The 21,328-nt window shown below is 42.8% G+C and carries 33 protein-coding genes and 1 pseudogene; 3 read left to right on the top strand and 31 right to left on the bottom strand.

Annotation, left to right across the window (positions count from 1 at the left end; translation table 11 throughout):
* The first annotated feature begins 43 nt into the window (after positions 1 to 43).
* Positions 44 to 508, top strand: coding sequence for a thioesterase family protein (locus tag AB4486_RS10290; RefSeq protein WP_017061819.1), 465 nt, complete (start codon positions 44 to 46; stop codon positions 506 to 508).
* 187 nt (positions 509 to 695) lie between these two features.
* Here AB4486_RS10290 and AB4486_RS10285 read toward each other — a convergent pair whose 3' ends face one another.
* A complete protein-coding gene (locus AB4486_RS10285; protein ID WP_372117097.1) occupies positions 696 to 2,951 on the bottom strand; it encodes a peptidase U32 family protein in 2,256 nt (751 codons plus the stop codon).
* Between the two features lie 173 nt (positions 2,952 to 3,124).
* On the opposite strand from AB4486_RS10285, the gene AB4486_RS10280 reads away from it, so the two are divergent.
* Positions 3,125 to 3,718, top strand: a complete 594-nt coding sequence (locus tag AB4486_RS10280) for a glutathione S-transferase (protein ID WP_017063917.1) — start codon at positions 3,125 to 3,127, stop codon at positions 3,716 to 3,718.
* A gap of 179 nt (positions 3,719 to 3,897) precedes the next feature.
* Here AB4486_RS10280 and AB4486_RS10275 read toward each other — a convergent pair whose 3' ends face one another.
* The 7 genes and pseudogenes from AB4486_RS10275 to AB4486_RS10245 form a co-directional block, all read right to left on the bottom strand.
* Positions 3,898 to 4,347: a GyrI-like domain-containing protein gene (locus AB4486_RS10275; protein ID WP_372117095.1), complete on the bottom strand. Its 450-nt coding sequence runs from the start codon at positions 4,345 to 4,347 to the stop codon at positions 3,898 to 3,900.
* Positions 4,348 to 4,407: 60 nt separating this feature from the next.
* Positions 4,408 to 4,641 (bottom strand): hypothetical protein, encoded by a 234-nt coding sequence (locus AB4486_RS10270; RefSeq protein WP_017068340.1) that lies wholly within the window; start codon positions 4,639 to 4,641, stop codon positions 4,408 to 4,410.
* An 8-nt stretch (positions 4,642 to 4,649) separates the two neighbouring features.
* Entirely contained in the window at positions 4,650 to 4,901 is a 252-nt protein-coding gene (locus AB4486_RS10265) for a Rho-binding antiterminator (RefSeq protein WP_017068339.1), read from the bottom strand.
* A gap of 170 nt (positions 4,902 to 5,071) precedes the next feature.
* On the bottom strand, positions 5,072 to 5,704 hold the full coding sequence (gene catB / locus AB4486_RS10260) for a type B chloramphenicol O-acetyltransferase (protein ID WP_017063920.1): 633 nt from the start codon (positions 5,702 to 5,704) through the stop codon (positions 5,072 to 5,074).
* 93 nt (positions 5,705 to 5,797) lie between these two features.
* The gene (locus AB4486_RS10255; protein ID WP_017066537.1) at positions 5,798 to 6,529 is read right to left on the bottom strand and encodes a glucose 1-dehydrogenase; all 732 of its coding nucleotides are present in this window, start codon (positions 6,527 to 6,529) and stop codon (positions 5,798 to 5,800) included.
* A gap of 71 nt (positions 6,530 to 6,600) precedes the next feature.
* Entirely contained in the window at positions 6,601 to 6,984 is a 384-nt protein-coding gene (locus AB4486_RS10250) for a nuclear transport factor 2 family protein (RefSeq protein ID WP_372117093.1), read from the bottom strand.
* Positions 6,985 to 7,035: 51 nt separating this feature from the next.
* Positions 7,036 to 7,751, bottom strand: a pseudogene (locus AB4486_RS10245) (HAD family hydrolase).
* 255 nt (positions 7,752 to 8,006) lie between these two features.
* On the opposite strand from AB4486_RS10245, the gene AB4486_RS10240 reads away from it, so the two are divergent.
* Positions 8,007 to 8,339: a PBPRA1643 family SWIM/SEC-C metal-binding motif protein gene (locus tag AB4486_RS10240; RefSeq protein WP_017068336.1), complete on the top strand. Its 333-nt coding sequence runs from the start codon at positions 8,007 to 8,009 to the stop codon at positions 8,337 to 8,339.
* 104 nt (positions 8,340 to 8,443) lie between these two features.
* Here the strand turns inward: AB4486_RS10240 and AB4486_RS10235 are convergent, their stop codons facing one another.
* From AB4486_RS10235 to AB4486_RS10125, 23 genes are all read right to left on the bottom strand, one after another.
* A complete protein-coding gene (locus AB4486_RS10235; protein WP_029235167.1) occupies positions 8,444 to 8,686 on the bottom strand; it encodes a hypothetical protein in 243 nt (80 codons plus the stop codon).
* 132 nt (positions 8,687 to 8,818) lie between these two features.
* Positions 8,819 to 9,334 carry an adenylate kinase gene (locus AB4486_RS10230; RefSeq protein WP_065583646.1) on the bottom strand — a complete coding sequence of 172 codons (516 nt, stop codon included), beginning with the start codon at positions 9,332 to 9,334 and terminating at the stop codon, positions 8,819 to 8,821.
* A 259-nt stretch (positions 9,335 to 9,593) separates the two neighbouring features.
* Positions 9,594 to 10,058 carry a DUF302 domain-containing protein gene (locus AB4486_RS10225; RefSeq protein WP_017066540.1) on the bottom strand — a complete coding sequence of 155 codons (465 nt, stop codon included), beginning with the start codon at positions 10,056 to 10,058 and terminating at the stop codon, positions 9,594 to 9,596.
* A 181-nt stretch (positions 10,059 to 10,239) separates the two neighbouring features.
* On the bottom strand, positions 10,240 to 10,497 hold the full coding sequence (locus AB4486_RS10220; protein WP_017066541.1) for a hypothetical protein: 258 nt from the start codon (positions 10,495 to 10,497) through the stop codon (positions 10,240 to 10,242).
* Positions 10,498 to 10,700: 203 nt separating this feature from the next.
* Entirely contained in the window at positions 10,701 to 11,282 is a 582-nt protein-coding gene (locus tag AB4486_RS10215) for an HD domain-containing protein (protein ID WP_372117091.1), read from the bottom strand.
* A gap of 67 nt (positions 11,283 to 11,349) precedes the next feature.
* Positions 11,350 to 11,757, bottom strand: a complete 408-nt coding sequence (locus tag AB4486_RS10210; RefSeq protein ID WP_017066542.1) for a GNAT family N-acetyltransferase — start codon at positions 11,755 to 11,757, stop codon at positions 11,350 to 11,352.
* An 89-nt stretch (positions 11,758 to 11,846) separates the two neighbouring features.
* Complete coding sequence (locus tag AB4486_RS10205) at positions 11,847 to 12,266, bottom strand: GNAT family N-acetyltransferase (RefSeq protein WP_372117090.1); 420 nt, start codon at positions 12,264 to 12,266, stop codon at positions 11,847 to 11,849.
* 52 nt (positions 12,267 to 12,318) lie between these two features.
* Positions 12,319 to 12,735 carry a VOC family protein gene (locus AB4486_RS10200; protein ID WP_017061801.1) on the bottom strand — a complete coding sequence of 139 codons (417 nt, stop codon included), beginning with the start codon at positions 12,733 to 12,735 and terminating at the stop codon, positions 12,319 to 12,321.
* A gap of 118 nt (positions 12,736 to 12,853) precedes the next feature.
* Complete coding sequence (locus AB4486_RS10195) at positions 12,854 to 13,198, bottom strand: VOC family protein (protein ID WP_017066545.1); 345 nt, start codon at positions 13,196 to 13,198, stop codon at positions 12,854 to 12,856.
* An 88-nt stretch (positions 13,199 to 13,286) separates the two neighbouring features.
* Complete coding sequence (locus AB4486_RS10190) at positions 13,287 to 13,757, bottom strand: GNAT family N-acetyltransferase (RefSeq protein WP_372117089.1); 471 nt, start codon at positions 13,755 to 13,757, stop codon at positions 13,287 to 13,289.
* Positions 13,758 to 13,793: 36 nt separating this feature from the next.
* Positions 13,794 to 14,150 carry a hypothetical protein gene (locus AB4486_RS10185; protein ID WP_102428717.1) on the bottom strand — a complete coding sequence of 119 codons (357 nt, stop codon included), beginning with the start codon at positions 14,148 to 14,150 and terminating at the stop codon, positions 13,794 to 13,796.
* An 89-nt stretch (positions 14,151 to 14,239) separates the two neighbouring features.
* Positions 14,240 to 14,674: a GNAT family N-acetyltransferase gene (locus AB4486_RS10180; RefSeq protein WP_029235822.1), complete on the bottom strand. Its 435-nt coding sequence runs from the start codon at positions 14,672 to 14,674 to the stop codon at positions 14,240 to 14,242.
* Positions 14,675 to 14,751: 77 nt separating this feature from the next.
* On the bottom strand, positions 14,752 to 15,159 hold the full coding sequence (locus AB4486_RS10175) for a VOC family protein (RefSeq protein WP_017066549.1): 408 nt from the start codon (positions 15,157 to 15,159) through the stop codon (positions 14,752 to 14,754).
* A gap of 87 nt (positions 15,160 to 15,246) precedes the next feature.
* Positions 15,247 to 15,684 (bottom strand): NUDIX pyrophosphatase, encoded by a 438-nt coding sequence (locus tag AB4486_RS10170; RefSeq protein WP_017061797.1) that lies wholly within the window; start codon positions 15,682 to 15,684, stop codon positions 15,247 to 15,249.
* 25 nt (positions 15,685 to 15,709) lie between these two features.
* Complete coding sequence (locus tag AB4486_RS10165) at positions 15,710 to 16,126, bottom strand: NUDIX hydrolase (RefSeq protein WP_017061796.1); 417 nt, start codon at positions 16,124 to 16,126, stop codon at positions 15,710 to 15,712.
* 56 nt (positions 16,127 to 16,182) lie between these two features.
* On the bottom strand, positions 16,183 to 17,028 hold the full coding sequence (locus AB4486_RS10160) for an MBL fold metallo-hydrolase (RefSeq protein WP_017061795.1): 846 nt from the start codon (positions 17,026 to 17,028) through the stop codon (positions 16,183 to 16,185).
* A gap of 17 nt (positions 17,029 to 17,045) precedes the next feature.
* Positions 17,046 to 17,534 (bottom strand): N-acetyltransferase family protein, encoded by a 489-nt coding sequence (locus tag AB4486_RS10155; protein WP_372117087.1) that lies wholly within the window; start codon positions 17,532 to 17,534, stop codon positions 17,046 to 17,048.
* A 159-nt stretch (positions 17,535 to 17,693) separates the two neighbouring features.
* Positions 17,694 to 18,554, bottom strand: coding sequence for an NAD-dependent epimerase/dehydratase family protein (locus tag AB4486_RS10150; protein ID WP_372117086.1), 861 nt, complete (start codon positions 18,552 to 18,554; stop codon positions 17,694 to 17,696).
* Between the two features lie 118 nt (positions 18,555 to 18,672).
* Positions 18,673 to 19,419: a hypothetical protein gene (locus AB4486_RS10145; RefSeq protein WP_017061792.1), complete on the bottom strand. Its 747-nt coding sequence runs from the start codon at positions 19,417 to 19,419 to the stop codon at positions 18,673 to 18,675.
* Positions 19,420 to 19,750: 331 nt separating this feature from the next.
* Entirely contained in the window at positions 19,751 to 20,002 is a 252-nt protein-coding gene (locus AB4486_RS10140) for a hypothetical protein (protein ID WP_017066550.1), read from the bottom strand.
* A 229-nt stretch (positions 20,003 to 20,231) separates the two neighbouring features.
* Positions 20,232 to 20,645, bottom strand: a complete 414-nt coding sequence (locus AB4486_RS10135) for a GFA family protein (RefSeq protein WP_017059216.1) — start codon at positions 20,643 to 20,645, stop codon at positions 20,232 to 20,234.
* 77 nt (positions 20,646 to 20,722) lie between these two features.
* Positions 20,723 to 20,857, bottom strand: coding sequence for a hypothetical protein (locus AB4486_RS10130; protein WP_017059215.1), 135 nt, complete (start codon positions 20,855 to 20,857; stop codon positions 20,723 to 20,725).
* 94 nt (positions 20,858 to 20,951) lie between these two features.
* The gene (locus AB4486_RS10125; RefSeq protein ID WP_017059214.1) at positions 20,952 to 21,326 is read right to left on the bottom strand and encodes a VOC family protein; all 375 of its coding nucleotides are present in this window, start codon (positions 21,324 to 21,326) and stop codon (positions 20,952 to 20,954) included.
* Positions 21,327 to 21,328: the final 2 nt, after the last annotated feature.

The following is a 21,328-nucleotide window of genomic DNA, read 5'->3' as shown; positions in this document are numbered from 1 at the left end:
TTCCAATAACAACTTATCCCTACATAACAATAAGAGAGTTCGCATGGAAGCACTATTATCTGACTACCCGGTAGTAACAGAAATCCCTGTCGCTTGGGGAGAAATGGACGCACTCAATCACGTTAACAACGCTGTATATTTTCGCTATTTCGAAACCGCTCGCTTAGATTTTTTCAAGCACGTCGAGCTGATGGAAGAGATGGCGATTACCAAAGTTGGTCCTGTTCTTGGTGACACTTACTGTAAGTATTTCCGCCCAGTCACGTATCCAGATACCTTGATGGTCGGCTCACGTGTTACCGATATTCAAGATGACCGATTCACCATGGAATACGCGATTGTCAGTAAGGCTCAACAGAAACTGACGACCGTTGGCACTGCGACTATCGTGATGTTTGATTTTGCTTCGAACCAGAAAGCCCTGCTCTCGCTGCGCTTAACCAATGAAATCGAAAAGATGAACACGTTGAAAAGCCCATGCTTCAAACAAGAAGCCGTGACAGAATAACGTATTCGTTGGTTGAGAAAGATTCAGAAAGTTTCAGACATTAAAAAGGCCACTCGATTGAGTGGCCTTTTGTTTATTGGTTCAGAGTGCTTATAAGCGGTTGAGCGTTATAAACCTTGAACGCTCTTTGCGTTAGAAGCTATAAGCCTTACAGCCCATAGACATTGAACCCTATAAACCTTGTACGCTATAGACCTTGCACGTACTGAGCATTAGTTCGAACTTCAACCATCTGCTCTAGGTTCTGTTGTGAACCTTCAACGCCGTTCAGTAGCGCTTCGAAATGCTTGATAAGCTCAACTTTGTCTTTCACTTCTTTAGAACCTGCACCGATGTTGGTTAGGTCAATGAAGAACTCGTCGAACAGACCAGAGAAGTCAGTTACTGCGTCGTGGTTCAAGAACTGCTCGTGGTTGTAAATGCTTGGGTAGCCACCCTTCTGTTTATCAACCGCAAAAGAGATGCCTTTCACGTTGGTAATCGTGGTCGCTTTCTCACACTTCAACATACAACCTGCTTCGATGCTTGGCTTGTTACAACCCACGGTTCTTTGGAAGAAACACTGACGGCTGGTCATCATCAAGATTGGGTGGTAAATGCTGTAGAACAGTTTGAAGTTCTCTGGGCGACGAATATGACGAATCTGACCTTTGTTGATCTCGTTCGAAATGAATGCGCCTGCACAGTTCAGCTCTTCTTTCAGAGTAACCAGTGCGTGAGAGTTGGTCGTGTTCATGAGCGGGCCTGCAACCCACTCAATACCCATCTCGTAAGCTTTGTAAGCAATACCCGTGTTGTTGGTTACGATGCGAGCTGGCTTGATCTCTTCAAGAATACGAACCGCTTCGTCGTAATCTTTACCGATCAATACCGCTGGGAACCAAGGAATCAAACGTGGGTTTGCTGCCAAGATGTCGATGTACTTGTTACAACGCTTCTTGAAGCTTTCTGGAAGTTTGAAGTAAACATCCGCGTCAGTCACGTCACACAGGTGTAAGTCTTCTACATCGGCGATAAGCATCGACATAGTCGGCTTCTCGTTCACTTTAGGGTGCTGAGGCAGTGCTGGCACTTCAACGTGCTTAATCACTTCCACAGAGCCGTTCAGAATGAAGTCGATCTCGTCTTTTAGGTCTGAAACTTCTTTTAGAGGAATCAACAAGCCTGCATCCACTTCACTGAAGTCGTGGCTTTCTAGCGTGTGAACTGCACTCTTCACGTTTTTGAAGCGCTTCTCAAGTAGCTCTTGAGTAATCGCCTTCTCTTCAACCGCTTTCAATAGCGATTTAGATTGAAGAGTAAAGTTCTCTTTTGGCGTGTTCACAGTCACCGTAAATGGTTGACCCACTTTTGCGCTGAACGACAGTGCTACTGGTGTCTTGCGAATATCAAGGAACTCGATCTTGTCACGCATTTCGTTACCAAGAACGTCTTTCGCTTGGTGAAGTTCGTTGGTCACTTCTTGAATCTGTACAACTGAGATTTCGTTGTTCTGCTCCGTCGCTTTTTCAACAGCGTAGTTCATGCTGTTGTCGCGCGGGTTATCGATGAACATGTCTTTCGTTAGGTTGCCCTTTAGGAAAGAGTTGGTGAAATCACGGTTGAATACTTTGTGCAGGTTCGAATCGTCTTCGATCAACAAACCACTTTCTACAAAGCTATCAATCTGTTTACGCCATGTGTCTACCACAGTGTAAACGTAGTGTGCGCCTTTAATACGGCCTTCTACTTTCAATGAGTCGACTTTCGCATCAACCAATTCAGGTAGGTCGTAGTAAGCTGAGTTATCTTTCAGGTTAAGTGGGAACTTGTTGCCCGCGTTGGTGATTTCGTACTCATCACGACACGCTTGGCTACAACGACCACGGTTACCTGAGTTACCCACACTTACTGAGCTTGAGTAACATTGACCAGAGAATGCGATACACAGAGCGCCGTGTACGAACACTTCGGTTAATACGTCGTGATCGTGTGCCACTTCCGTCAGCATCTTGATTTCAGGCAGGTTCAACTCACGAGACAAGTTAACGCGCGTCGCGCCAATCTTAGACAAGAACTTAATCTGACCTTCGTTGTGCGTAGTTAACTGAGTCGACGCGTGAACGTCTAACGATGGGAAATGCTTCTTAACCAGGTTGAATAAACCCAAGTCTTGAACAATGATGCCGTCCACTTTGGTGTTCACAAGCTGGTTCAGCAGTTTGGTGATGCTCTTAGTCTCGTGCTCCAGTAGCACAACGTTAAGAGTCAGGAACACTTCACAGCCGTATTCATGAGCAAGGCGAATCACACCATTCAATTCGTCTAACGACAGGTTAGAGGCTCTGTTACGAGCGTTGAATGTGTCTAAACCACAATAAACTGCATTAGCACCCGCTACGATGGCGGCTTTTATCGCTTCTACATCGCCACCTGGGGCTAATAACTCAATTTTTCTGCTCATTTTTGAAGTCGCTCACTTACTTATAATTTTTAAGCCGCGTATTCTACCCACATCACGATCTCTTTACCACCGTACAACACTTTTCAAACTAAATGACCTCAATAATTCCGAACGAATCCGATCTACCTATCCTTTATTCTTTACGCCGTTGCCCTTATGCAATGCGCGGACGAATGGGCATCGCACTATCACAGCAAAAAGTGTTACTTCGAGAAATCGTTACCAAAGACAAGCCTAGCGAACTATTGGCCAGTTCGCCAAAAGGAACAGTGCCTGTATTGGTGTTACCCAATGGACAAGTCATTGAACAGAGCTTGGATGTGATGAACTGGTCACTTCAACAAAACGATCCTCAAGATCTTCTGCGTTCAAGCAATCCAACGCTTAGCGAACAAGTTCAGCAGCTCATTAAAACCAACGATGAAGAATTTATTGGTCACTTAGAAAGGTATCGTGCATCGGTTCGTTACCGAAACATCGATGTTGAACAACGCCGACAAGCCTGCGAAACCTTCATTAAGCAGTTAGAAGTGCGACTTACCGATCAGCCCTACTTTTTTGGAGAAAGCCCAAGCTTGGCCGATTTTGCGGTGATGCCTTTCGTCAGTCAGTTTGTGCGAGTCGAAAAGAAGTGGTTTGTGAAATCGGAATATCAAAACGTAGGACGTTGGTTAAGAGCGCACCTTGAAAGTAAGCTCTACACCCAAGTCATGAAGCAATACCCTTTGTGGAATGAAACCAAGCACGATTGTCTTTTTGGTGGATAATGGTAATTCAAAGATAGAGAAAGCGTAGTAATCAAGGTAAGTACGTGACACTGTATCTTCTTTGTAATGAGCAAATATTCAAAGACTTAACTGGGTTTCCGTTGTCTCTTTACCGGTAACTACTGTCTCTTAACTAGCGACCACAGTCTAAGCTAAGCCTTTTGTTCATTTTAAACCAATCACTTAATCGCAATCGAAATCTCGACTTCAGTTTCACCTTTGTAGAATTCGAAATCTGTTGTGTAAGCTCGAACATGTAGGCAGTCTGCTGCGTTGAAATACGCCCACACTTCACCCCATAGGTCGATCACAGCTTGCGGTAATTCACCCTCAGCAGAAAACGTTAAGTACTTGCCTGCTTCGATATTGGTTTCAACTAGATTATCTAAACTATTATCGGTAAGCGCATTGGTACACGCGATAACATCAAACTCGCCCGTAAAATCTGACTCGTAGTTGGTGTAAACGCCGTATACCTTTGAGTCTGGGGTCAGCTTAGGAAAAGCTTGTTCGAAAAAGCCTTGCCACAATTGCCCAATTTGCGCCTTAGCCGGATCAACCTCATCGGTATTGTTGGTTCTTACCGAGAAACCATATGCTTTTACCGCTTCTAATATTTGTTCTTTCACTCTTCTATTTCCTAAGCCATTTTCTTAAACCAGAAGGTTCAGTACGCGTTGAATCGAATTCTAATCTTGAATCTCTTTGTGTCCACATTTTTCACAGACAAGGTGACGAGAAAACTCATCCATTGACGCGACAAACGGGCCAAGGAACCAACCTTTTATCATGCCTGCCCAAAACTCACTTCGCTTTTGGTTAGGTTTGTCTGCAAACGCACTCGTCTTTCTGACCAACACAACAACATGTTGTGTCTCTTCTCTGCACGCGGTGCAATAGCATTGTTCTATGGTTCTATTCATTTGAAAGCCTATGACGTTTTGAATGAAACATGCTGAAAGTGAGGGTTGTCGACACAGACATCCAATGTCGCTATTTGAGTTAATACGACAAGTTGTTGCTCGCCTTGAGTACTGACTTTAATGCACTCTTCACGGCTGTCATTGCGCTGGGTATCTAACCCGACACATTCAATCTGCTCGCCAGACTTCAGCGTTAACTTGATTGGGTATCGGTGCATACACACAATTTCAATATAATCGTAATCGTTGCAACTAATCATAATACCCCTCCAATTCATCCACCACGCTAATGCGACACGCCATACTATGCAATATGCATATAATCAATAAGTTACTCGTATCACAATCGCATTGCCATAATCAGATTATTGAATAATTTGTTAAATTTAATCTCGTTCTCACCATTCACATTTCATCTGTGAACGACAATTTAAGGCTTCAAGAATCCTTTCCAATAATGGTACAAACCACCAATGTCTGAAGAACACATTAGCGACATTGCGCCTTTGATTTGTTCTTCGCTCCATTCCCACCATTTCATTTCTAGCAACTGAGCGATTTCAGTCTCATTGAAACGATAACGGATATGGCGTGCTGGGTTTGAACCGACAATCGAGTATGGCGCGACATCTTTAGTCACAACCGCTCGACTTGCGATGATGGCTCCGTCACCAACCTTAACACCACTCATGATCATGGCTTCTGTACCAATCCACACATCGTTACCAATCACGGTATCACCAGAGCGTTCGAAGCCGTCTATCGCACCTTCAAACTTCTCATCGTCTTGATAGAAAAACGGGAAGGTACTCACCCACTGGTTTTGGTGGCCTTGGTTGCCCGCCATCATAAACACGGCGCCAGAACCAATCGAGCAGTAGCTGCCAATGATCAGCTTATCGATGTCGGTTCTATCCGGTAATAGGTAACGCGCACAGTCATCAAAGCTGTGGTTATGGTAGTAACCCGAGTAATAGCTGTGCTCGCCCACGATGATGTTCGGGTTGGTCACTTGTTCTTTGAGTGACTTTCCAACAAACGGGCTTTCAAAATAGTTTTTCATGGTTGTACTCTTAGTTTCGTTCTTTTAGTTAGGTACTTTTGTTGCGTGTTGATGGTTGTAACTTGTTTATATTAGTGTAAAGGCAAACGTGCCCTATCGACCGCCTGCAATATCAATAAACGAGCCGGTGACATACGAAGCTTCGTCTGATAATAACCACGCGATAGAGTTCGCGACTTCTTCTGGTGTGCCACCTCGTTGTAACGGTAACTGCGAAGCTAGTCTGTCTACGCGATCTGGCTCTCCGCCGTCTGCATGCATCTCAGTATAAATACAACCTGGCCTTACGCCATTCACTCGGATATTGCGTGAAGCTAATTCAAGCGATAAGCCTTTGGTGAGTGAATCCATCGCACCTTTCGATGCTGCGTAATCCACATACTCAAACGGTGCGCCAGTACGAGAAGCGGCAGACGATACATTCACAATCGAACCTGCGCCATCGGCTTGTTTGATAAAGGCTTTACTGCACAGAAAGCAGCTTGATACGTTGGACTTCATCACCTTTTCAAAGCGATCCAATTCAATATCAACCAATGGTGACTGGGTAAACAAGATCCCGGCATTATTAACCAAGTGAGTCACTGGACCTAGCTTGTTACGAGCAATCTCGAATAAGGATTTCACGTCCGATTCAACAGACACATCCGCACGCACACTAATCGCGGTTCCGCCTTGTTCGCGAATCTCATTCACTAGATCTTCAGCTCGCGACTCATTGTGTATGAAGTTAACGCATACAGCATAGCCTTGACTGGCCAACAATTTAGACGTCGCTGCGCCAATACCTCGGCTTCCGCCGGTTACAACCACTACCTTGCTCAATGAAACCTCCTAATGTTTACTTATTCTGTGCAACCTGATTGTTCGTGACAAACTGATCGTATCGATACAAACTAATTGTTCGATACGATCTGAACCCACTGCGATCGCCACGCCGGCGCTTCGAATGGTTCTGGCCAAAACTCAGTTTGCTTTTGAATTAAACCATCAACAACCGTGTGAAAGGTGATCACTCGGTCTTTCAGCACACTGTCAGTAACTGAAATGTCCGTTACTACCGTATCACGTTCACAGACAATCGAATTGAGCGTGAACTCCCAAACACCATTGGCTGGATATTCAGAGTTGATTGCCGTGAAGTTGTGGCGGCCTACCGTCAATTCAGACGACTGAGGCCAATAGCCTTCAAAATCTGCGGCTAGCCATTCGCTTGCCTTGGCAAAATCATTACTGCGCATTGCATCCCAAAAACCTAATACCACTTGTTTTGGTGTCATTATTCTTCCTTAAAGTCATTCAGGTGTGGTGATTTTTAAATGTCTGCTTCGTTATGCGTACTTGCTAATGATCGTTAAAAGATCATCGACACTGTTAGCAATGTAATCGGGCTTGGTTTGCCAATTTTCAGGTTTCGATCGGCTATAACCTGCTGCAACGGCAATCACTTTTGCGTTTTTACCCAGCGCGGCTTCAATATTGCGAGCAAACTGTGTGTCCGCTTCATGGTCACCGATGTACATCAAACAAAGCTCGTTAGTCGGATCGGCGCCAAATATGTTCTCGACACATTTCACACCACCAAATGGATGGGGTTTTTGGTTGCCGTTCGAAACATCGTCATAACCCACTACCGATTTAAACAAATCGCCGATGCCATAACTGTCGAGCACACCACGAATATTCAATTGAGAGTTTTGAGAGCAGATCCCATGAGGAAGATGAGCAAACTGATTAACCACGGTTTCCATTCCTTCAAACAAGGCGACGGCTGTTTGGTTTTTCTCTTGATGCTCTGCCCACATTCCACCAGCGATCAACATTTCATCGTGTGATAAGCCGTAATAGTCGATATATAAGGCTTGCCAGTTTTTAGCCCCGTGGTTGGCTTCATGATAAAGCGCTTCGCTGAGCAAATATTTAGGTAAGTTATCACCTGACAAGTGTGGCGCGACTAAAGAGATAATATCTTTTGTGATTGCGATATTCTTTGGAAGGAATTGACTATGGTTCCATCGTAATCCCACAGGGTGGCATCTAACTTCATACACTATCTCTTTGTTTCGATTAGTAATTTGAATTTATCATTCATAAGCCTATTTAGGGCAATTTTATTGTCTTGAATTTCGAAATTTGTCGAATAGAAGCAAAGCTAGAGAACAAACCGTTACTAGCAAACAAAAACCAAACAGTGTTTGCTCACATCACTGCTTTATCAATTGCAATATATGCGTATAATCCCCGCTCCATTGCGCTATCGCCGTTAAAAATAGCGCCATTCAACATTTTTAATGAGTACCCAATGTCGAAACTATTTTTCAAAGGCCGTATCGAAACAAGACAGAACCACGTTCTTGCTGGCTACAACGTAAACCGCGATGTGAAAGCGGGTACTGAAGAATCTCCAATCGCAGTAATGGTTCAAACTGAAGCGCGCAAAGCAGAAGTTGAAGCACTAGCCGCTGAAAATACTATCTTCGTTACTGTTACAGTCGACGCAGACAAAGAAGAGAACACCATCGAGCTTGATACTCTACTGAACAAGCCAAAAACGATGACGTTTGAAAAGACCCCTAACCGTAACGATCCGTGTTCTTGCGGCAGCGGTAAAAAATACAAGAAGTGTTGTGCATAAGGCTTCTCACTCAAACTGCCAATAGCACGATGAGTTAAGTAATACCTAACGGGAAGATCATTGAGGTCTTCCCGTTTTTATTTGCCTAAGCCAAACTCACAAACTCAGTCGAGGTTGTCTGGTGTATTCAGATATGTTCCACATTGGGTACATTTGTAATCACCTGTCGCGCCCGAACCTGTAACACCAAAAGATAGAAACTCCGATAAAATTCGTTGGAGTAAGCTCGGTTCTTTATCTTCAGCTTGTGGTGCCTTTTGCACTTGGCTACTGAACATCGTGTACCTATGCAGTGTAAGTTCCTTACAGTTACAGCAGAACGCTCTCGTCTTCTCACTTCCATACATAATATCTATAGCCTTAATTCAAAGCACAAATTCAACACATGGCAAATATGCCACATGTTGAGTTAAATCTATATATTTTCATGAAGTTATGAGCAAATTAAAGCGTTTCAAAGAAAGGTAAGCTCTCGACTGTTAAGTGACGTGTTGATGAACAAAGTTATTCAATTCAGTCACGCTTCTGATGATGTAAACCTCTTTCTCTTTAGCGCGCAATTCTAACTGCGCTTTAAAGTCGTCATTCCAAAATTTAGGACACAGTTTTAGTGTCTTATAACTTTGTATCGTGCCTTTTATAACTGAACTTCCATCAGGCCAGCCTTCAGGTTTAACGAATAGACCTTTGAGCATTCGCTTGGTTACAAACCAGTAGCTAATTGAATAAGGAAGGTCGATATAAACCAAGGTATCAGCTGCATCTAAACGTGTGTTGAACGAGCCTAGAGGGCCAAAACCATCGATGATCCAGCTTTCTGACTTAAGTATGCTCTCATGAGCCTGCTCGAATACTTCACGTTCAACAAACTCTCCGTTGGCCTTATAAACAATAGAATCTAACTGGTGAAGCTCTATCCCTGTAGCTAGTGCTAACGCCTTGCTGATTGTGGATTTTCCACTCCCAGGCTTGCCAAAAACCGCGATCTTTTTCATATGACTTCCTCTATTCAGATAAAACCCATAAGACAGCGACAAAAAACCCACCTTACGGGTGGGTTCGATAAACAAAGCGCATCAACAATCCCACCATTCCTATGGAATGATGATAATTCGTTGGTTAGATGGCGCTAAATTCAGTTTCATAAAACTACTTTTATATATTGTTGCTTAGTTGTCAACACAATGACTAATAAGCGATATCATCGTCATATCGCACCCATTAATAGTCTTAATGAGTGCTTATTGATCTTGGTTATTTTGCTTTCTTTTTCGCCACTGTCGCTTCTGATAGCTTGCTTAGTACACCCGATACTTTCTTAACGACCTCGTCACAGCCATTGATCGCGTGACGCTCTACCAAGTAATTAGGATCGTTGTAAGACAACCATACTTTCTTATTAGAATCCTCAGTGACTAACACCTTCTGCGGTAAATCTATCGCGACTTCTTGAGCACATTGCATTAATGGTGTCCCTACTTTCGGGTTACCAAAGATGATGACTTCCGTTGGTCTCAATTCAAGATCGACCTTACTCGCGTTTTTCTGATGGTCGATTCTCGCAAACAAGGTCAAACCTTTGCTCTTGGCGATTTCTTCAAAGCGGTCAGCGGTCTCTTTCACTGAATAATTACTTTGGTATTTAATCAAACCATCAGAAGCCGCAGCTGAAAATGATGCCGAGAGTAAAATGGCGCATAGTGGTAGTAATTTTTTCATCGTCACCTCTGAGATTTAACCTAATCAAACTTACATTCATAGCGCCACTTCCAAATTCAGCGACGTAACCCATGTCAGTATAGACGCGATTCCATTCTCAGTTTGCAGAGAGGATCACTTTTCTAATGCGTCTTATTATCATCAGTTTAGGTGGGGATTTTTTCAAAAGTTAAACACACAATCAGTGCCACGACTTAGTCCCACATTTCTCACATTGGTATTCGTAATCACTGTCTACATAAAAACCGGGAACATTATGGTCACCTCTAAACAATAACGTCACCAGGTACTCCATCAACACGCCTAACTTCCATTGTTTCTTTTCAGATTCAGCGTCCGCTTTAGATTCAGCATCGGAAGCGCTAACAGCAAGGTGCGGGGTAAGTGCGTCGCACTGCTCACAGTGATAAGGGTGTTTAATATACTTATTATCAAGCATTTATATAAGCCAACTGATATTTATAAATTTGATACATACTAACAACTTATCACTCGGTTCTCGAACTTATTGTTGTCCACTAGAGTTTTATTAGAAAGAAATGAGACACAAGGTAAGTGCCATGCATCTTGAATCAGTTACCATCGAGATCTCCCTCATTGAAAAGCTAAAGCTATTCTTACGCTAAGGTATGAAATTAACTTTTACTTTAATAGCCCTTTTTCCGCAGCACCTTCAAGTTGCACTTCTAGCTCTTTCCATAAGGCACGACTGCCTTTAGAAATACGCTCGCCATTGAAGGTCAGTACTTTGTCTTTGGATATGTTGTGCTTCTTCCAGCTGTGACCACCACCATGGATGTTATGAAGCAAAGGCGGCACTCTATCGATCGCCTTACCAAATCTGGCTTCTGGTGACTCACCTGCTTCGAACTCAAGCCATAAATCCAAATACTCGCTTCTTGAATGGCTCGGTAATGATTTCAGCAAGCGCTCAACGCAGTTTCTCTCTTTGAGCTTGTTTTCTGCGGTTTCACTGGCATAAATGATGGTGTCTCCGGCATCGATTTCCCCAAGATCATGAATCAGCAGCATCTTCATTACTCGCGTAATATCGATTTCTTCATTGGCATAGTCTTTCAACATGAGTGCGCTCAAACAGACGTGCCAACTGTGCTCAGCGGAGTTTTCATATCGATCCAATCCAACCGGTTTTGTCTGTCGATGAACATCCTTTAATTGTTCAATCTCGACCATGAATTGCAGAATGCCTTTGATTTCTTCCACGATGAGCTTCCTTAACTTAAGTTGATGATTTAGCGGTGCGGAGGGTTAACCTAACGAAAGAGAAGCGTTACTCCCAATGAACCGACATTTTGTAATACGCAACACCCGATTTTTCAAATTCAGGGCCTTCTACAGCCATCCCAAACTTTTGATAAAAACTTAAAGCCGTTGTACGTGCATCGCACCAAAAATATTGGATGTTTAGATCTTTGAGGTTAGAGATTGCATGCTCAATCACGTTTGAACCGATTCCCTGCCCTTGGAATTCAGGCAGCGTGGCAAACTTTCTCAACCTCGCTTCATTGCCTTGGATATAGATAGACGCGACACAAACCAACTGCTCACCAATAAACGCACCGTAATGCGTTGCGTGTTCGTCATCTGGCACCATACAGAACGATATCGGTTTATCAGGCCAAAGCACTTGATGCCTAACCGGAAGTACCTCAATCGCTGACAGCTGTTTTATTTCCATAATCTCGGTTTAAACTCCCGACTTGAAGACCCTTGTTGTAATTGCAGCGCTTGTCATTGCCATGATTGTTATTACTAAGCTTATTATTACTAAACTTGGTAAGTCATTAAGTGATAACGCTCTAATCCCTCTCCTTTTGTGGATGAGATAACAAAGCCTTGCGACTGGTAAAAGCCAATAGCATTTTCATTGGCAGTCAAACACTTCAAAGTCAGATCAGTGTAATGTTGTTTGCAGGTATTGAGTAAAGCAGAGCCTGCCCCAGAACGTAGCATTCGCGGGCAAACATAGAGGTGATGGATGAAACTCTCAGGTTCCCAAATAGAGGCAAAACCTAAAACCTTATTGCCAGAAACGGCGACCCATATTTCTTCACCTTCTGTATCTAATTCGAAATCGGATAACTTAAAAGCGTCGGCATCAGCCCAATGAAAGTTGTCCTGTCTTGATTCTAGATACAGCGCCTGTAAAGCGGTTAAATACTTGGGTTGATACCTTGTGACTTCCATGTCGCTCCTGCCAATCCATATGACTAGAATTAAGGTTGTGGGCTAAGCTTTTCTACCTGTTAGCCATAGGGTGTTCAGGGTTTAACTGAAGCAGATCCCACAAGTTGCCGTAAAGATCTTCAAACACAGCAACGGTACCGTAGCCTTGCTCTTTAGGCTCTCGGACAAAGTTAATGCCCAAAGACGTCATGCGTTCGTAATCACGCCAGAAATCATCGGTGTTTAAGAATAGGAATACGCGTCCACCAGCTTGGTTACCGATAAAATCAAGTTGCTCTGGCTTGGAAGCTCTAGCAAGTAATAGGCTCACACCAGTTGAATTTGGTGGAGCAACAACAACCCAACGCTTATCTTCTTCTGGTAGATACGTGTCTTCGATGAGATCAAACTTAAGCTTGTTTACATAGAAATCAAGCGCTTCATCGTAGTCTTTTACCACGAGTGCAATGTGGACAATATTCTGTTTCATAACATACCTTGTTGGGGTTTTACTGCGGGGAATGATGCCATGAAGCAGGTAAAGACACTAGGTGTCGTATCATAAATCGTAGTATCTCGTCCTTCACAATCTAAAGGCTATTCATCAGCTATAACTCCCAGAATCCGAGTTCGACGCCACCTTGAATAACAATGGCACACATCCCGTGACGTGGTAACTCCATTGGCGGCACCGCAACTTCGGCGCCAAGTTTCTCGGCGGCATTTACTGCAGACTGAATATCATCTACCAGCGTGTAATGACGAACAGTTGGTTCTTCAGTTTCACGAAGCGGCGCTCGAATGCCAATTACCCCACCATTAGATAGCTTTGCAGTGCGCGCCCCACCAAGGTTTACATCTGCACCACTGAACTTCACGTTGTAGAGCTGAGCGTATGTTGCACAAACAACATCGACTTCCGGGGTAACCACTTCAAGATATTGAACCTTCATCAAATTTCCTTTTCGTGTTCTTTAAGACTCTCAACCTGCATATAGCTGTTCAGGAGTGTCCCATCAACAATTAATCGGTTTCATATTACTAAGCAATTCGACCGCGCATGATAAATTGCGGGCCTGCTGCGCCACCTAAATACTGTTCATTGGTATCTTCGAAGCCGCCTTTCTGATAACAGTTAAATGCTGCGGGATTTTTGCAATTCACAGTTAAGTAAATCGACTGATACGCTGAGTAATTCGCTTTTAAATATGGAACCAAAGCTTTGACCGTGCCAGTTCCTAAACCTTTACCTTGCTGGTTTTTATCAAGCACAAAAGCTCTTAGCCCAATGCTTCCTTCAGGGCAGAATTGGTAGTGCTCTGCGTAAGCGATATCCAGCTTAAAGAAACCAACAATTTCGTGATCAGACTTAATCACGTGCAAGTGCGTCGTTTCACTGCCGTCTAATAAAAACTCTGCAGCTGTACCAGCGAACTTAACCTGTTCATCGGCGAGTTGGATGGCCTGAACTGACGCCACATGGGATTCTTCAAGCCTTTCGATAGTTATCATTGCTCTTCCTTCTGTATAGCACCCACGAAAAACCGACTAGAGCTCATCGCTAGTGTCTCGAGAACCGTAGTTTGGGAAGTTGATATTAAGAACGTTATCATCCTCAAGTGTGAATAGAACACTTCCATTCTCTACACCGGTTTCGTTCCTATCTGAACAACCTAGAAACAACTCCCAATCAAACGAATATTGAAGTCGGTATTGATTCTCATTGATGTGTAGAACGTCTTTGATTTTGATACCGTTCACCACATGTGCCATATCATCGATGTATGACAGGTCTGGGATTAACTTTTCTTCGAAATCACTCTTATGCTCGGTTAAGAAGTTGAGCAGCTCAGAACATAACTCGGAGCTATGAACCAATGGTTTAGACAGACTAGAAAACAACATTTCTAAATACTCCAAGGATTGTTTTGATATTGGGCGGATGCGCGCGAACCTGTTACAAATTCAAGCTCAGCCAGCGCGAACCTTTAAAGCTAAACGTTACTATTATCCGAACTATTAAACGAGTACATTCGAACTTCATCTCGAGGAAACCAGCCCAACTTTTCGTAAAACTGTTGAGCATTGATGTTGTCGTTATAGACAAACAAGTGGGTCTTCGGGATGCCTAACCCTGCAAGGGCGTTGACCGCCTCTGCAACAAGCTTACAACCTAACTTTTGCCCTCTGAAGTTGGCCGAGACAGCTAAATGTTGTAAATACCCACGACGTCCATCCGTTCCGACCAACACAGCGCCAATGATCTCGTTGTTACTTTCAGCCACAAAACTCAGACCGGGGTTACGCTCTAAATAGCTCGCAATGCTTTCTTTCGAATCGGCATCGCGAATACTCATGCCTTCTGTCTGGCACCACAACGCGATCACTGAGTCGTAGTCTGAAATGTCCATTTCCCGAATGTTGACCACTCTACTCTCCTTGTTTATACGGGTACTTAGTTAGCCGTGTTTCTCGTAATAAATGAGTAGCTAATAATACTTATGTGTTAACGAATATCTTGGCAGAACCTAAAGAGATAACCGTCAGGAGTTTGAACGATGAACTGCTTCTGAGTCGCGATCAAACCCCCACATTGATAAGACTTCGACTCTAACGCTAAGTAAATAGAATCAGCGGCGCTTTCGTTAACTCTCTGATAAAGTGGTTCGATATCGATAACATCCCATTGAAAGTTAACGCCACACCCTAAAGGAAATTCCAGGTCACCTGAAAGCCATTTTCGACTTTTGCCCGCAATCCCTTCAAGCATCACATCAACACCATCAAGCGTTAGATAAGCAAACTCCTCATCTGGGCGCTCGTATTTCACTTCAAACCCCAACACATCGACAAAGAAGGATTTGCTCACATTAATATCGAAACAATAAAGCTCTGGAACTACTCGTAATGTCATGATTTACCTATTCACTAAATAGCGAGAGATTAGTAAGAATCTAATCAGGATTTCTACTCTAATATAGATTTAATTAATCTGTATACTTTAGCTAGCTTTGTAAAGCCTTTCGTTGATCTCCCAAAGCGCGTTTCTGTTCGAGTCATATGTTAGAAGTTCAATAGCTTCTTGGTAGTCACACCAACGGTAATCTGTGTGTTCATTTGATAATTGAGGATCTTTCGTCACTTTAACTGAGAAGGAATGCTCAGGAATTACGAATGGATGCTCAGTCCAATTGTGATTTCCTGCATAAAAGACTTTTGGAAGCATGCACATTGAATCGAGCAACTGCCAATTACAACCGACTAGCTGAGTCTCTTCAGAGAGTTCTCGTTTTGCTGCTTCAAGTAATGATTCATTGTCTTCGCCACCACCCGATATTGCCTGCCAAACACCATTGTCCCTTCTGCGTGCGATTAAAAATCGAGATTTGTTATCGACTGTTTTGTAGGGAAAGACTAAAACTTGAAAAGGTGATCTCATTGATATGCCCTCCAATCGTTCACGTTTACGGCGCTAGCTTCCCAAGGATGACCGGATCGTTAAGCAAATTCGTCAGAGGAAGAAACAATGGCTCTGGTAACTCATCGAGCTTAAACCATTTCCACTGCTTACATTTATCAGGTTCTGTTATCTCTGGTTCGCCGCTAGCGTCAGAAGCAACAACAAACAGCGTTATATAGTGCTTGTTCTCTTTCTCAAAAATATCATTGGTAAAAGAAAGCTTCTCAAATGCACTAACAACTAAACCAGTCTCTTCGAGTGTTTCGCGTTTGGCACACTCTTCGATACTTTCACCCCACTCAAGGTGTCCGCCCGGCGTTGCCCACGTATGAGCCCCATGAGAACCAATTCGTTCTCCAAGTAGTACTCGTCCTTCACGTAGAATAACCGCAGCTACACCTACTCTTACTTCCTGACTCACTTAAAACTCCTTAATTCTTACCAAGTGACAAACGTACAGCTAAGGTTTGACCAACGCTACACATGAATACGCCGACCTGTCGGCATTGCTTCCAAACGCTCGCCTAATACTTCTTTCAACAGGCCATAAGCTTTCTTGCCTGTGCAGTGCCCTGTATACAGTTTATCAATGGGGTATTGAGACAGCGTCAATCCAAGCTCTCTAATGTCTTGCTTTGTGCCACCAATACTATTCAATAATGGTAACCCCACTAGATGAAAGCCCCCGACAACGGCTTTTATTCTCGCTCCTGGGAACATAGTAACCGCTGTTTCAACCATATTGAGAACGCCACTATGCGCACAACCAGTAAATATAACTAAACCGTCTTTCTCTTTAATCACCAACAGTAATTCATGATCAAATGAGTCGCGCTCCTGTCGATTCTTCGACTGTGTATAAAGGTATTTATTACCCTTAGGTTGTTCGTGTTTCACGCTAATATCTGTGATAGCAAAGACATTTGAGGCGATCTCAGTCGTACGATTAACGAAGACTAACTGCTCGTTGCTGTTTTCTAGTAAGTCCGGATTGATCCCGACATCACTTTTGAAACCGAAAGCCCGGAAATGATAGCTTTTCTGTTCGCAATTTTTAAGAAACACTTTGGCTTTAGAGTTATGAGCAACAAAATCAGCGGTGCCATTACAATGATCATGATGCCTGTGTGATATGACAGCGAGGTCTACATCTTTGATATCAATACCCAGTAATGGTGCGTTTTGACAAAACGTATCGCCACTTCCCATATCGAACAAGATCTTTAGCGATTCAGTTTCAATATGCAGTGATAGTCCGCGCTCAACGGCTAAATCTTTCCTGTTATCCAGTCGAGAGTTGTCAACCAGCGTCGTTATTTTCATAGTTCCTTTTGATTCATTTACGAATCGCACATTGCCCAACGGAAATAAGGTCTTTGACCATCCATTCGCTCAACCTCTGCACCCAACCTTTTGTAGAAATCATGCGCTTTCTTATTATGTGGACTTGCCGTCCATGAGATGTGAGAGGCATATGATGACTCCGCTTGTGACTTTAAAGCCAACATAAGTTCATGGCCATACCCTTTTGATCTTTGATTTTCTGTTACCAATAGGTCGTCAAGCCAGATTGATGGCTCTCCACTGAAGGATGAATATCGATAGTGATACAGTGCGAAGCCAAAAGGCTCACAATTCCGTTCCAATATTAATGCATGAGCAAATGCGTAATCACCAAATAGTGTGCGTTCGATTTTCTCTATAGTTGTCGAGATTTCACCACTAAACCCTCTCATACTCCGGTCAAAGTCAGCTTTTTGTTCAATAAACTCTAACAAGACACTTGAGTCTTCTTTCGTCGCAGTCCGTACGATCAAGGTCTTCTCCATGTTTGGTAAGCCTCATGCTGTATAAAGGTGTGGAGCGCGCTTGTCGTTCAATGCGAGCTAACTAAAAAATGACGCTGCTGATTAACTTAAGCTCATACGCCGGAGAGACTAAACTCAACTAAAAGTACCGAGGGTTGGGAATCAGAAATAAGCACTCAACTATATGTAATTTCCAATATATTCGCTAATTGACTCAGTAGCCTCAAACGAATAACTAATTGGAAGTGTAAGGTTCATCTTCTCGACTTCTACAGCTAACGAACCGTTTTCTACCTCAAACTCTTCCCAACGGACCTTTCTTACTTTTGTTACAGCTTTTGCAGCTAGTAAGAGTCGAGCGAACTCTGCAGGACTATAGCCTTGCGTCTCAGCAATAAAATGCTGCTTTTCTAAGGTTCGGCCTTGCGCCAAAAGTAGATAGAACTTCGCAATGTCGTAGACATGAACATATTGGTTATAGCCGATAGACGGCACACCTACTTGAATCGTTTGGCTAGCGAAAGATTCTACAATTCGTTTTAGCTGACAATCCTCACCGCCATAAACCAAACTAGGACAGTAAACGACGTGCCACCTGTTTCTAATAGCGCTATGTATCGTTTCTACGTCTAATCTAACGGCGTCTAAGGGTTTCAGTCTAAACTGTCTCAAATCAGCGCTAGAGGCGTTGCCAAATAGCCAAACACCTGATGTATGTATCTTTGTTGCTCCTTTAGCAGCAAGTAGGTCTAACTCAGAGAGCAATTCCTGCTCCACATCGGCAATTTCATGTGCGGAGAATTGTGACCAATGTGGACGCGCACAATTCACAACCACGTCAAAGAAGCCTTCATAGTCAGCTCTATCTTTTATTAACCCAACTAAAGGAGGAGTGACGACTTTGTCTCTACCGTATGTAAAAACTTCAAAGCCACTTTTTGTGAATAGCGATGTAACGTGACGACCAATGTATCCACTAGCCCCCGCAATTAGTACTTTCGTTATTCCCTTATTCTCTCCATTACACATAACCAATGACATGCATCTCCCTTTGAAGAAACATTCTTCAATATACGATCAGCCAATACACTCTTGGCATTTATGTGTTGATCGCGTTAACAAGCCCCTTTGATTCCAAAAAGTATTGTGATGTGAATAGTTAGATATCAACCTTTTCTGTGAGCCTTGCTTTCAATTTTATGCCCAACTTAATGTGGGCTTTGGGTTGAACCATTGGCTCTAAGCCAAACTGCTTTCTTGTATTATTCAATAACAAAGGCGGTAACTTTTCTTCACAGTACATGGCGTATTTTTCAAAGTACAGTCTCGAGTATGCACCATCAGCGATATCAAAAGGTTCATCAAGTTGAAGTCGCTTATGTTTAACCCAACCTTCGAGTGAATACCAACATGATAGATATAAAGGCCCCCAAAGATTCAGAAAATGCTTTTTTGATACCAAATCATGAGTAGCAAAGTACCCCATTCTCTGCAACGCGACACTTACAGCTTGAGCTGCTTGTAATTCTTCTTTGCTCCATGTCGATACATAATCCACACTAACGTCACTAGTTACCTGACTATAAGGCTCTCTTTTGTGAGCGTCTGTCACCAACCTAATCGCAGGTTTTAATGCTGACATCTCTTCCATCGCCCAATTCAACAATTCGGCATTACGACTTCGGGTCGATTCCTCAATAGATTTCGAACCTTGTTTCAGTCCAACCAGTAAGACGAAAGTTAAAATAACCATGACCATGTCCATTACACCGGAGACACCACTCCAATCAAACTCATGGAGCTTTACTGTCACTTCTTTTGAAATGTCTATTGCTGATGAAATTGTTAGAAATAAAGACGCAACAAACACCGATAGTAAGACAATGTTTAATATTATTTTTCTCATAACCTTCGTCCAAAAATTTTGTATATCAAATCAATACTGAGCTAAATAGTAACCTAAGTAATTACCAACATTAAGTAACTCTTTTAACCAGTCAAAAACCGTACGTAGTTGATGCCAAAAATGGTGAGCTATACTTGTTAAGAGAACATGGTTCACTCCGATAAGCACTATTGGTTAGAAGAGTTATCGCCGCTTGAAGTAGCTGACATCGCGATCACCTCACCTCACCCATTGTGCCGAAAACACTAAAGTTGATTCTAGCTGGAAATGCCAATCGTTTAGCATCATTTTTATATACCGAAATGGATAATAAACACTTGTTATGTACTTTTTATTGAGGCCTATCTTCTGGGTTATCATGATACCAGGCTTCGAGCAGTTCCCGACCATAGATGACTTCTGTCTGCATATGCATGTAAAGAAGGAATACAGCCAATAGAAAACTAACTCCGTTCAACCACCTTAATGCTTGTTTACGCTCTGCATCATAGAAAAACATACTGACACCAACAAGCAAGAAAGGATAACAACCTATAAGAAGTAACAACCAGCCAAGGTAACTTGATATTGCCATATCTGTCATGTCCGCCCCCTCAGAGCCATTAGAAAACTCATTGTATATTAGAGTAACTATTCAGCTATTAGGAGTTCACATAATCGAGTTTCGAGGTACTTCAAGTTGGGGGTTGATGCTGGGATGTTAGGCGTGAGCACCACCTAACCGAAACCATTACACCGCAAACACAAAACTCGACCGAAACTAAAAAATGCCGAGCGTTGTGAATTAGTCTTAAGCTAATAAAAACTAAGTGCTACTCTCCACTTTCAAAGTGGGCAAATACTTCTGCACCAGTCATATTTTTTGTTTCATTTTTAAATTCGTAGTATTCGGGCTTTTCATCGATGAATATCTGATGAGTTAACTTGTAGTCATCCCCAGACATCAATAAACCGACAGGAAGGTGATACTGATTATTTGGCACCAAAAAGTAAAACAAGTGAGTACCACATTTACCGCAGAAACCCCTCTCAGCCCAATCGGACGACTTATATCTAACTACATTCGATTCACCTGATATTTTAACTGAATCAGCGCAATCAATGGCTAACATCGGACCGCCCGACCAATTTCTACACATACTACAATGACAAGCCCCCAATTCATTACTGGCGTACTCTACTTCCAACTTAACCGAGCCACATAGGCACTTTCCTTTACCTTTCATAAATCCTCCAATCTTTGCAATGTGTGTAAAATGAATAGCCGATAACGCTTTTTATACCGATGACTTAATAAGAAAGGCTATTTTTTGTTTCCCTTCTCCGACAAATACACGGCATACTTTTTAGAGATCCAGTTATGAATATGAAGCCCTGTTTTACGAACAAGATACCAATCTATAGCAACTAAAATCACCAAACCGATTACAGTTCCCATTATAAAACCTCCATGCTCATTGAATTGTCACTCTAGCAAATAGGACAGAAAAGCACCGTGAACCTAGACATACTATCAATGCAAGTTGGATGAATTAACGCGGCCTGATGTTTTCAGCCACACGCCACAGCACACCACTTGGGTCGGTGATACAAAACTCAAGCATTCCCCAAGGTTGCTCAACAACCTCGGAAACGGTAACTTCAAATTCCGACACTACATTAGAGTTTTGGATGTGTTGATACCAACTTTTTACGTCTTCAACCAGCAAGTGCATCATGTAATTGTGACAGTGCGCAGGTTCATAAAAGTTTTGCAAAAGGAAGGCGCAACTGCCGTGTCGTAGATAGGCGATATCGTGAAATTCAGACATCACTTCGAAGCCGATTGACTGGTAAAAACGCTTGGATAAATCGAAGTCTTTCGCGGGTACGAAAGACTTAATTTCTGAGACTTTTAGATTTTCCATCC

Source organism: Vibrio sp. 10N.222.55.C6 (assembly GCF_041473395.1).
Classification (GTDB): domain Bacteria; phylum Pseudomonadota; class Gammaproteobacteria; order Enterobacterales; family Vibrionaceae; genus Vibrio; species Vibrio crassostreae_C.
Note: the sequence above shows the minus strand (reverse complement) of the source record. Positions and strands in the feature narration are given on the sequence as shown.

What these genes read in the sequence shown, in the direction of transcription:
- AB4486_RS10125 (WP_017059214.1), bottom strand. Translation starts at nt 21,326, where the DNA reads ATGGAAAATCTAAAAGTCTCAGAAATTAAGTCTTTCGTACCCGCGAAA.
- AB4486_RS10225 (WP_017066540.1), bottom strand. Translation starts at nt 10,058, where the DNA reads ATGAAAAAATTACTACCACTATGCGCCATTTTACTCTCGGCATCATTT.
- AB4486_RS10290 (WP_017061819.1), top strand. Translation starts at nt 44, where the DNA reads ATGGAAGCACTATTATCTGACTACCCGGTAGTAACAGAAATCCCTGTC.
- AB4486_RS10145 (WP_017061792.1), bottom strand. Translation starts at nt 19,419, where the DNA reads ATGAGAAAAATAATATTAAACATTGTCTTACTATCGGTGTTTGTTGCG.
- AB4486_RS10140 (WP_017066550.1), bottom strand. Translation starts at nt 20,002, where the DNA reads ATGACAGATATGGCAATATCAAGTTACCTTGGCTGGTTGTTACTTCTT.
- AB4486_RS10280 (WP_017063917.1), top strand. Translation starts at nt 3,125, where the DNA reads ATGGGCATCGCACTATCACAGCAAAAAGTGTTACTTCGAGAAATCGTT.
- AB4486_RS10195 (WP_017066545.1), bottom strand. Translation starts at nt 13,198, where the DNA reads ATGAAGGTTCAATATCTTGAAGTGGTTACCCCGGAAGTCGATGTTGTT.
- AB4486_RS10250 (WP_372117093.1), bottom strand. Translation starts at nt 6,984, where the DNA reads ATGACACCAAAACAAGTGGTATTAGGTTTTTGGGATGCAATGCGCAGT.
- AB4486_RS10190 (WP_372117089.1), bottom strand. Translation starts at nt 13,757, where the DNA reads ATGATAACTATCGAAAGGCTTGAAGAATCCCATGTGGCGTCAGTTCAG.
- AB4486_RS10265 (WP_017068339.1), bottom strand. Translation starts at nt 4,901, where the DNA reads ATGATTAGTTGCAACGATTACGATTATATTGAAATTGTGTGTATGCAC.
- AB4486_RS10170 (WP_017061797.1), bottom strand. Translation starts at nt 15,684, where the DNA reads ATGAGATCACCTTTTCAAGTTTTAGTCTTTCCCTACAAAACAGTCGAT.
- AB4486_RS10205 (WP_372117090.1), bottom strand. Translation starts at nt 12,266, where the DNA reads ATGGAAGTCACAAGGTATCAACCCAAGTATTTAACCGCTTTACAGGCG.
- AB4486_RS10135 (WP_017059216.1), bottom strand. Translation starts at nt 20,645, where the DNA reads ATGAAAGGTAAAGGAAAGTGCCTATGTGGCTCGGTTAAGTTGGAAGTA.
- AB4486_RS10285 (WP_372117097.1), bottom strand. Translation starts at nt 2,951, where the DNA reads ATGAGCAGAAAAATTGAGTTATTAGCCCCAGGTGGCGATGTAGAAGCG.
- AB4486_RS10130 (WP_017059215.1), bottom strand. Translation starts at nt 20,857, where the DNA reads ATGGGAACTGTAATCGGTTTGGTGATTTTAGTTGCTATAGATTGGTAT.
- AB4486_RS10150 (WP_372117086.1), bottom strand. Translation starts at nt 18,554, where the DNA reads ATGTCATTGGTTATGTGTAATGGAGAGAATAAGGGAATAACGAAAGTA.
- AB4486_RS10155 (WP_372117087.1), bottom strand. Translation starts at nt 17,534, where the DNA reads ATGGAGAAGACCTTGATCGTACGGACTGCGACGAAAGAAGACTCAAGT.
- catB (WP_017063920.1), bottom strand. Translation starts at nt 5,704, where the DNA reads ATGAAAAACTATTTTGAAAGCCCGTTTGTTGGAAAGTCACTCAAAGAA.
- AB4486_RS10200 (WP_017061801.1), bottom strand. Translation starts at nt 12,735, where the DNA reads ATGAAACAGAATATTGTCCACATTGCACTCGTGGTAAAAGACTACGAT.
- AB4486_RS10160 (WP_017061795.1), bottom strand. Translation starts at nt 17,028, where the DNA reads ATGAAAATAACGACGCTGGTTGACAACTCTCGACTGGATAACAGGAAA.
- AB4486_RS10185 (WP_102428717.1), bottom strand. Translation starts at nt 14,150, where the DNA reads ATGTTGTTTTCTAGTCTGTCTAAACCATTGGTTCATAGCTCCGAGTTA.
- AB4486_RS10220 (WP_017066541.1), bottom strand. Translation starts at nt 10,497, where the DNA reads ATGCTTGATAATAAGTATATTAAACACCCTTATCACTGTGAGCAGTGC.
- AB4486_RS10210 (WP_017066542.1), bottom strand. Translation starts at nt 11,757, where the DNA reads ATGGAAATAAAACAGCTGTCAGCGATTGAGGTACTTCCGGTTAGGCAT.
- AB4486_RS10270 (WP_017068340.1), bottom strand. Translation starts at nt 4,641, where the DNA reads ATGAATAGAACCATAGAACAATGCTATTGCACCGCGTGCAGAGAAGAG.
- AB4486_RS10175 (WP_017066549.1), bottom strand. Translation starts at nt 15,159, where the DNA reads ATGACATTACGAGTAGTTCCAGAGCTTTATTGTTTCGATATTAATGTG.
- AB4486_RS10230 (WP_065583646.1), bottom strand. Translation starts at nt 9,334, where the DNA reads ATGAAAAAGATCGCGGTTTTTGGCAAGCCTGGGAGTGGAAAATCCACA.
- AB4486_RS10235 (WP_029235167.1), bottom strand. Translation starts at nt 8,686, where the DNA reads ATGTATGGAAGTGAGAAGACGAGAGCGTTCTGCTGTAACTGTAAGGAA.
- AB4486_RS10240 (WP_017068336.1), top strand. Translation starts at nt 8,007, where the DNA reads ATGTCGAAACTATTTTTCAAAGGCCGTATCGAAACAAGACAGAACCAC.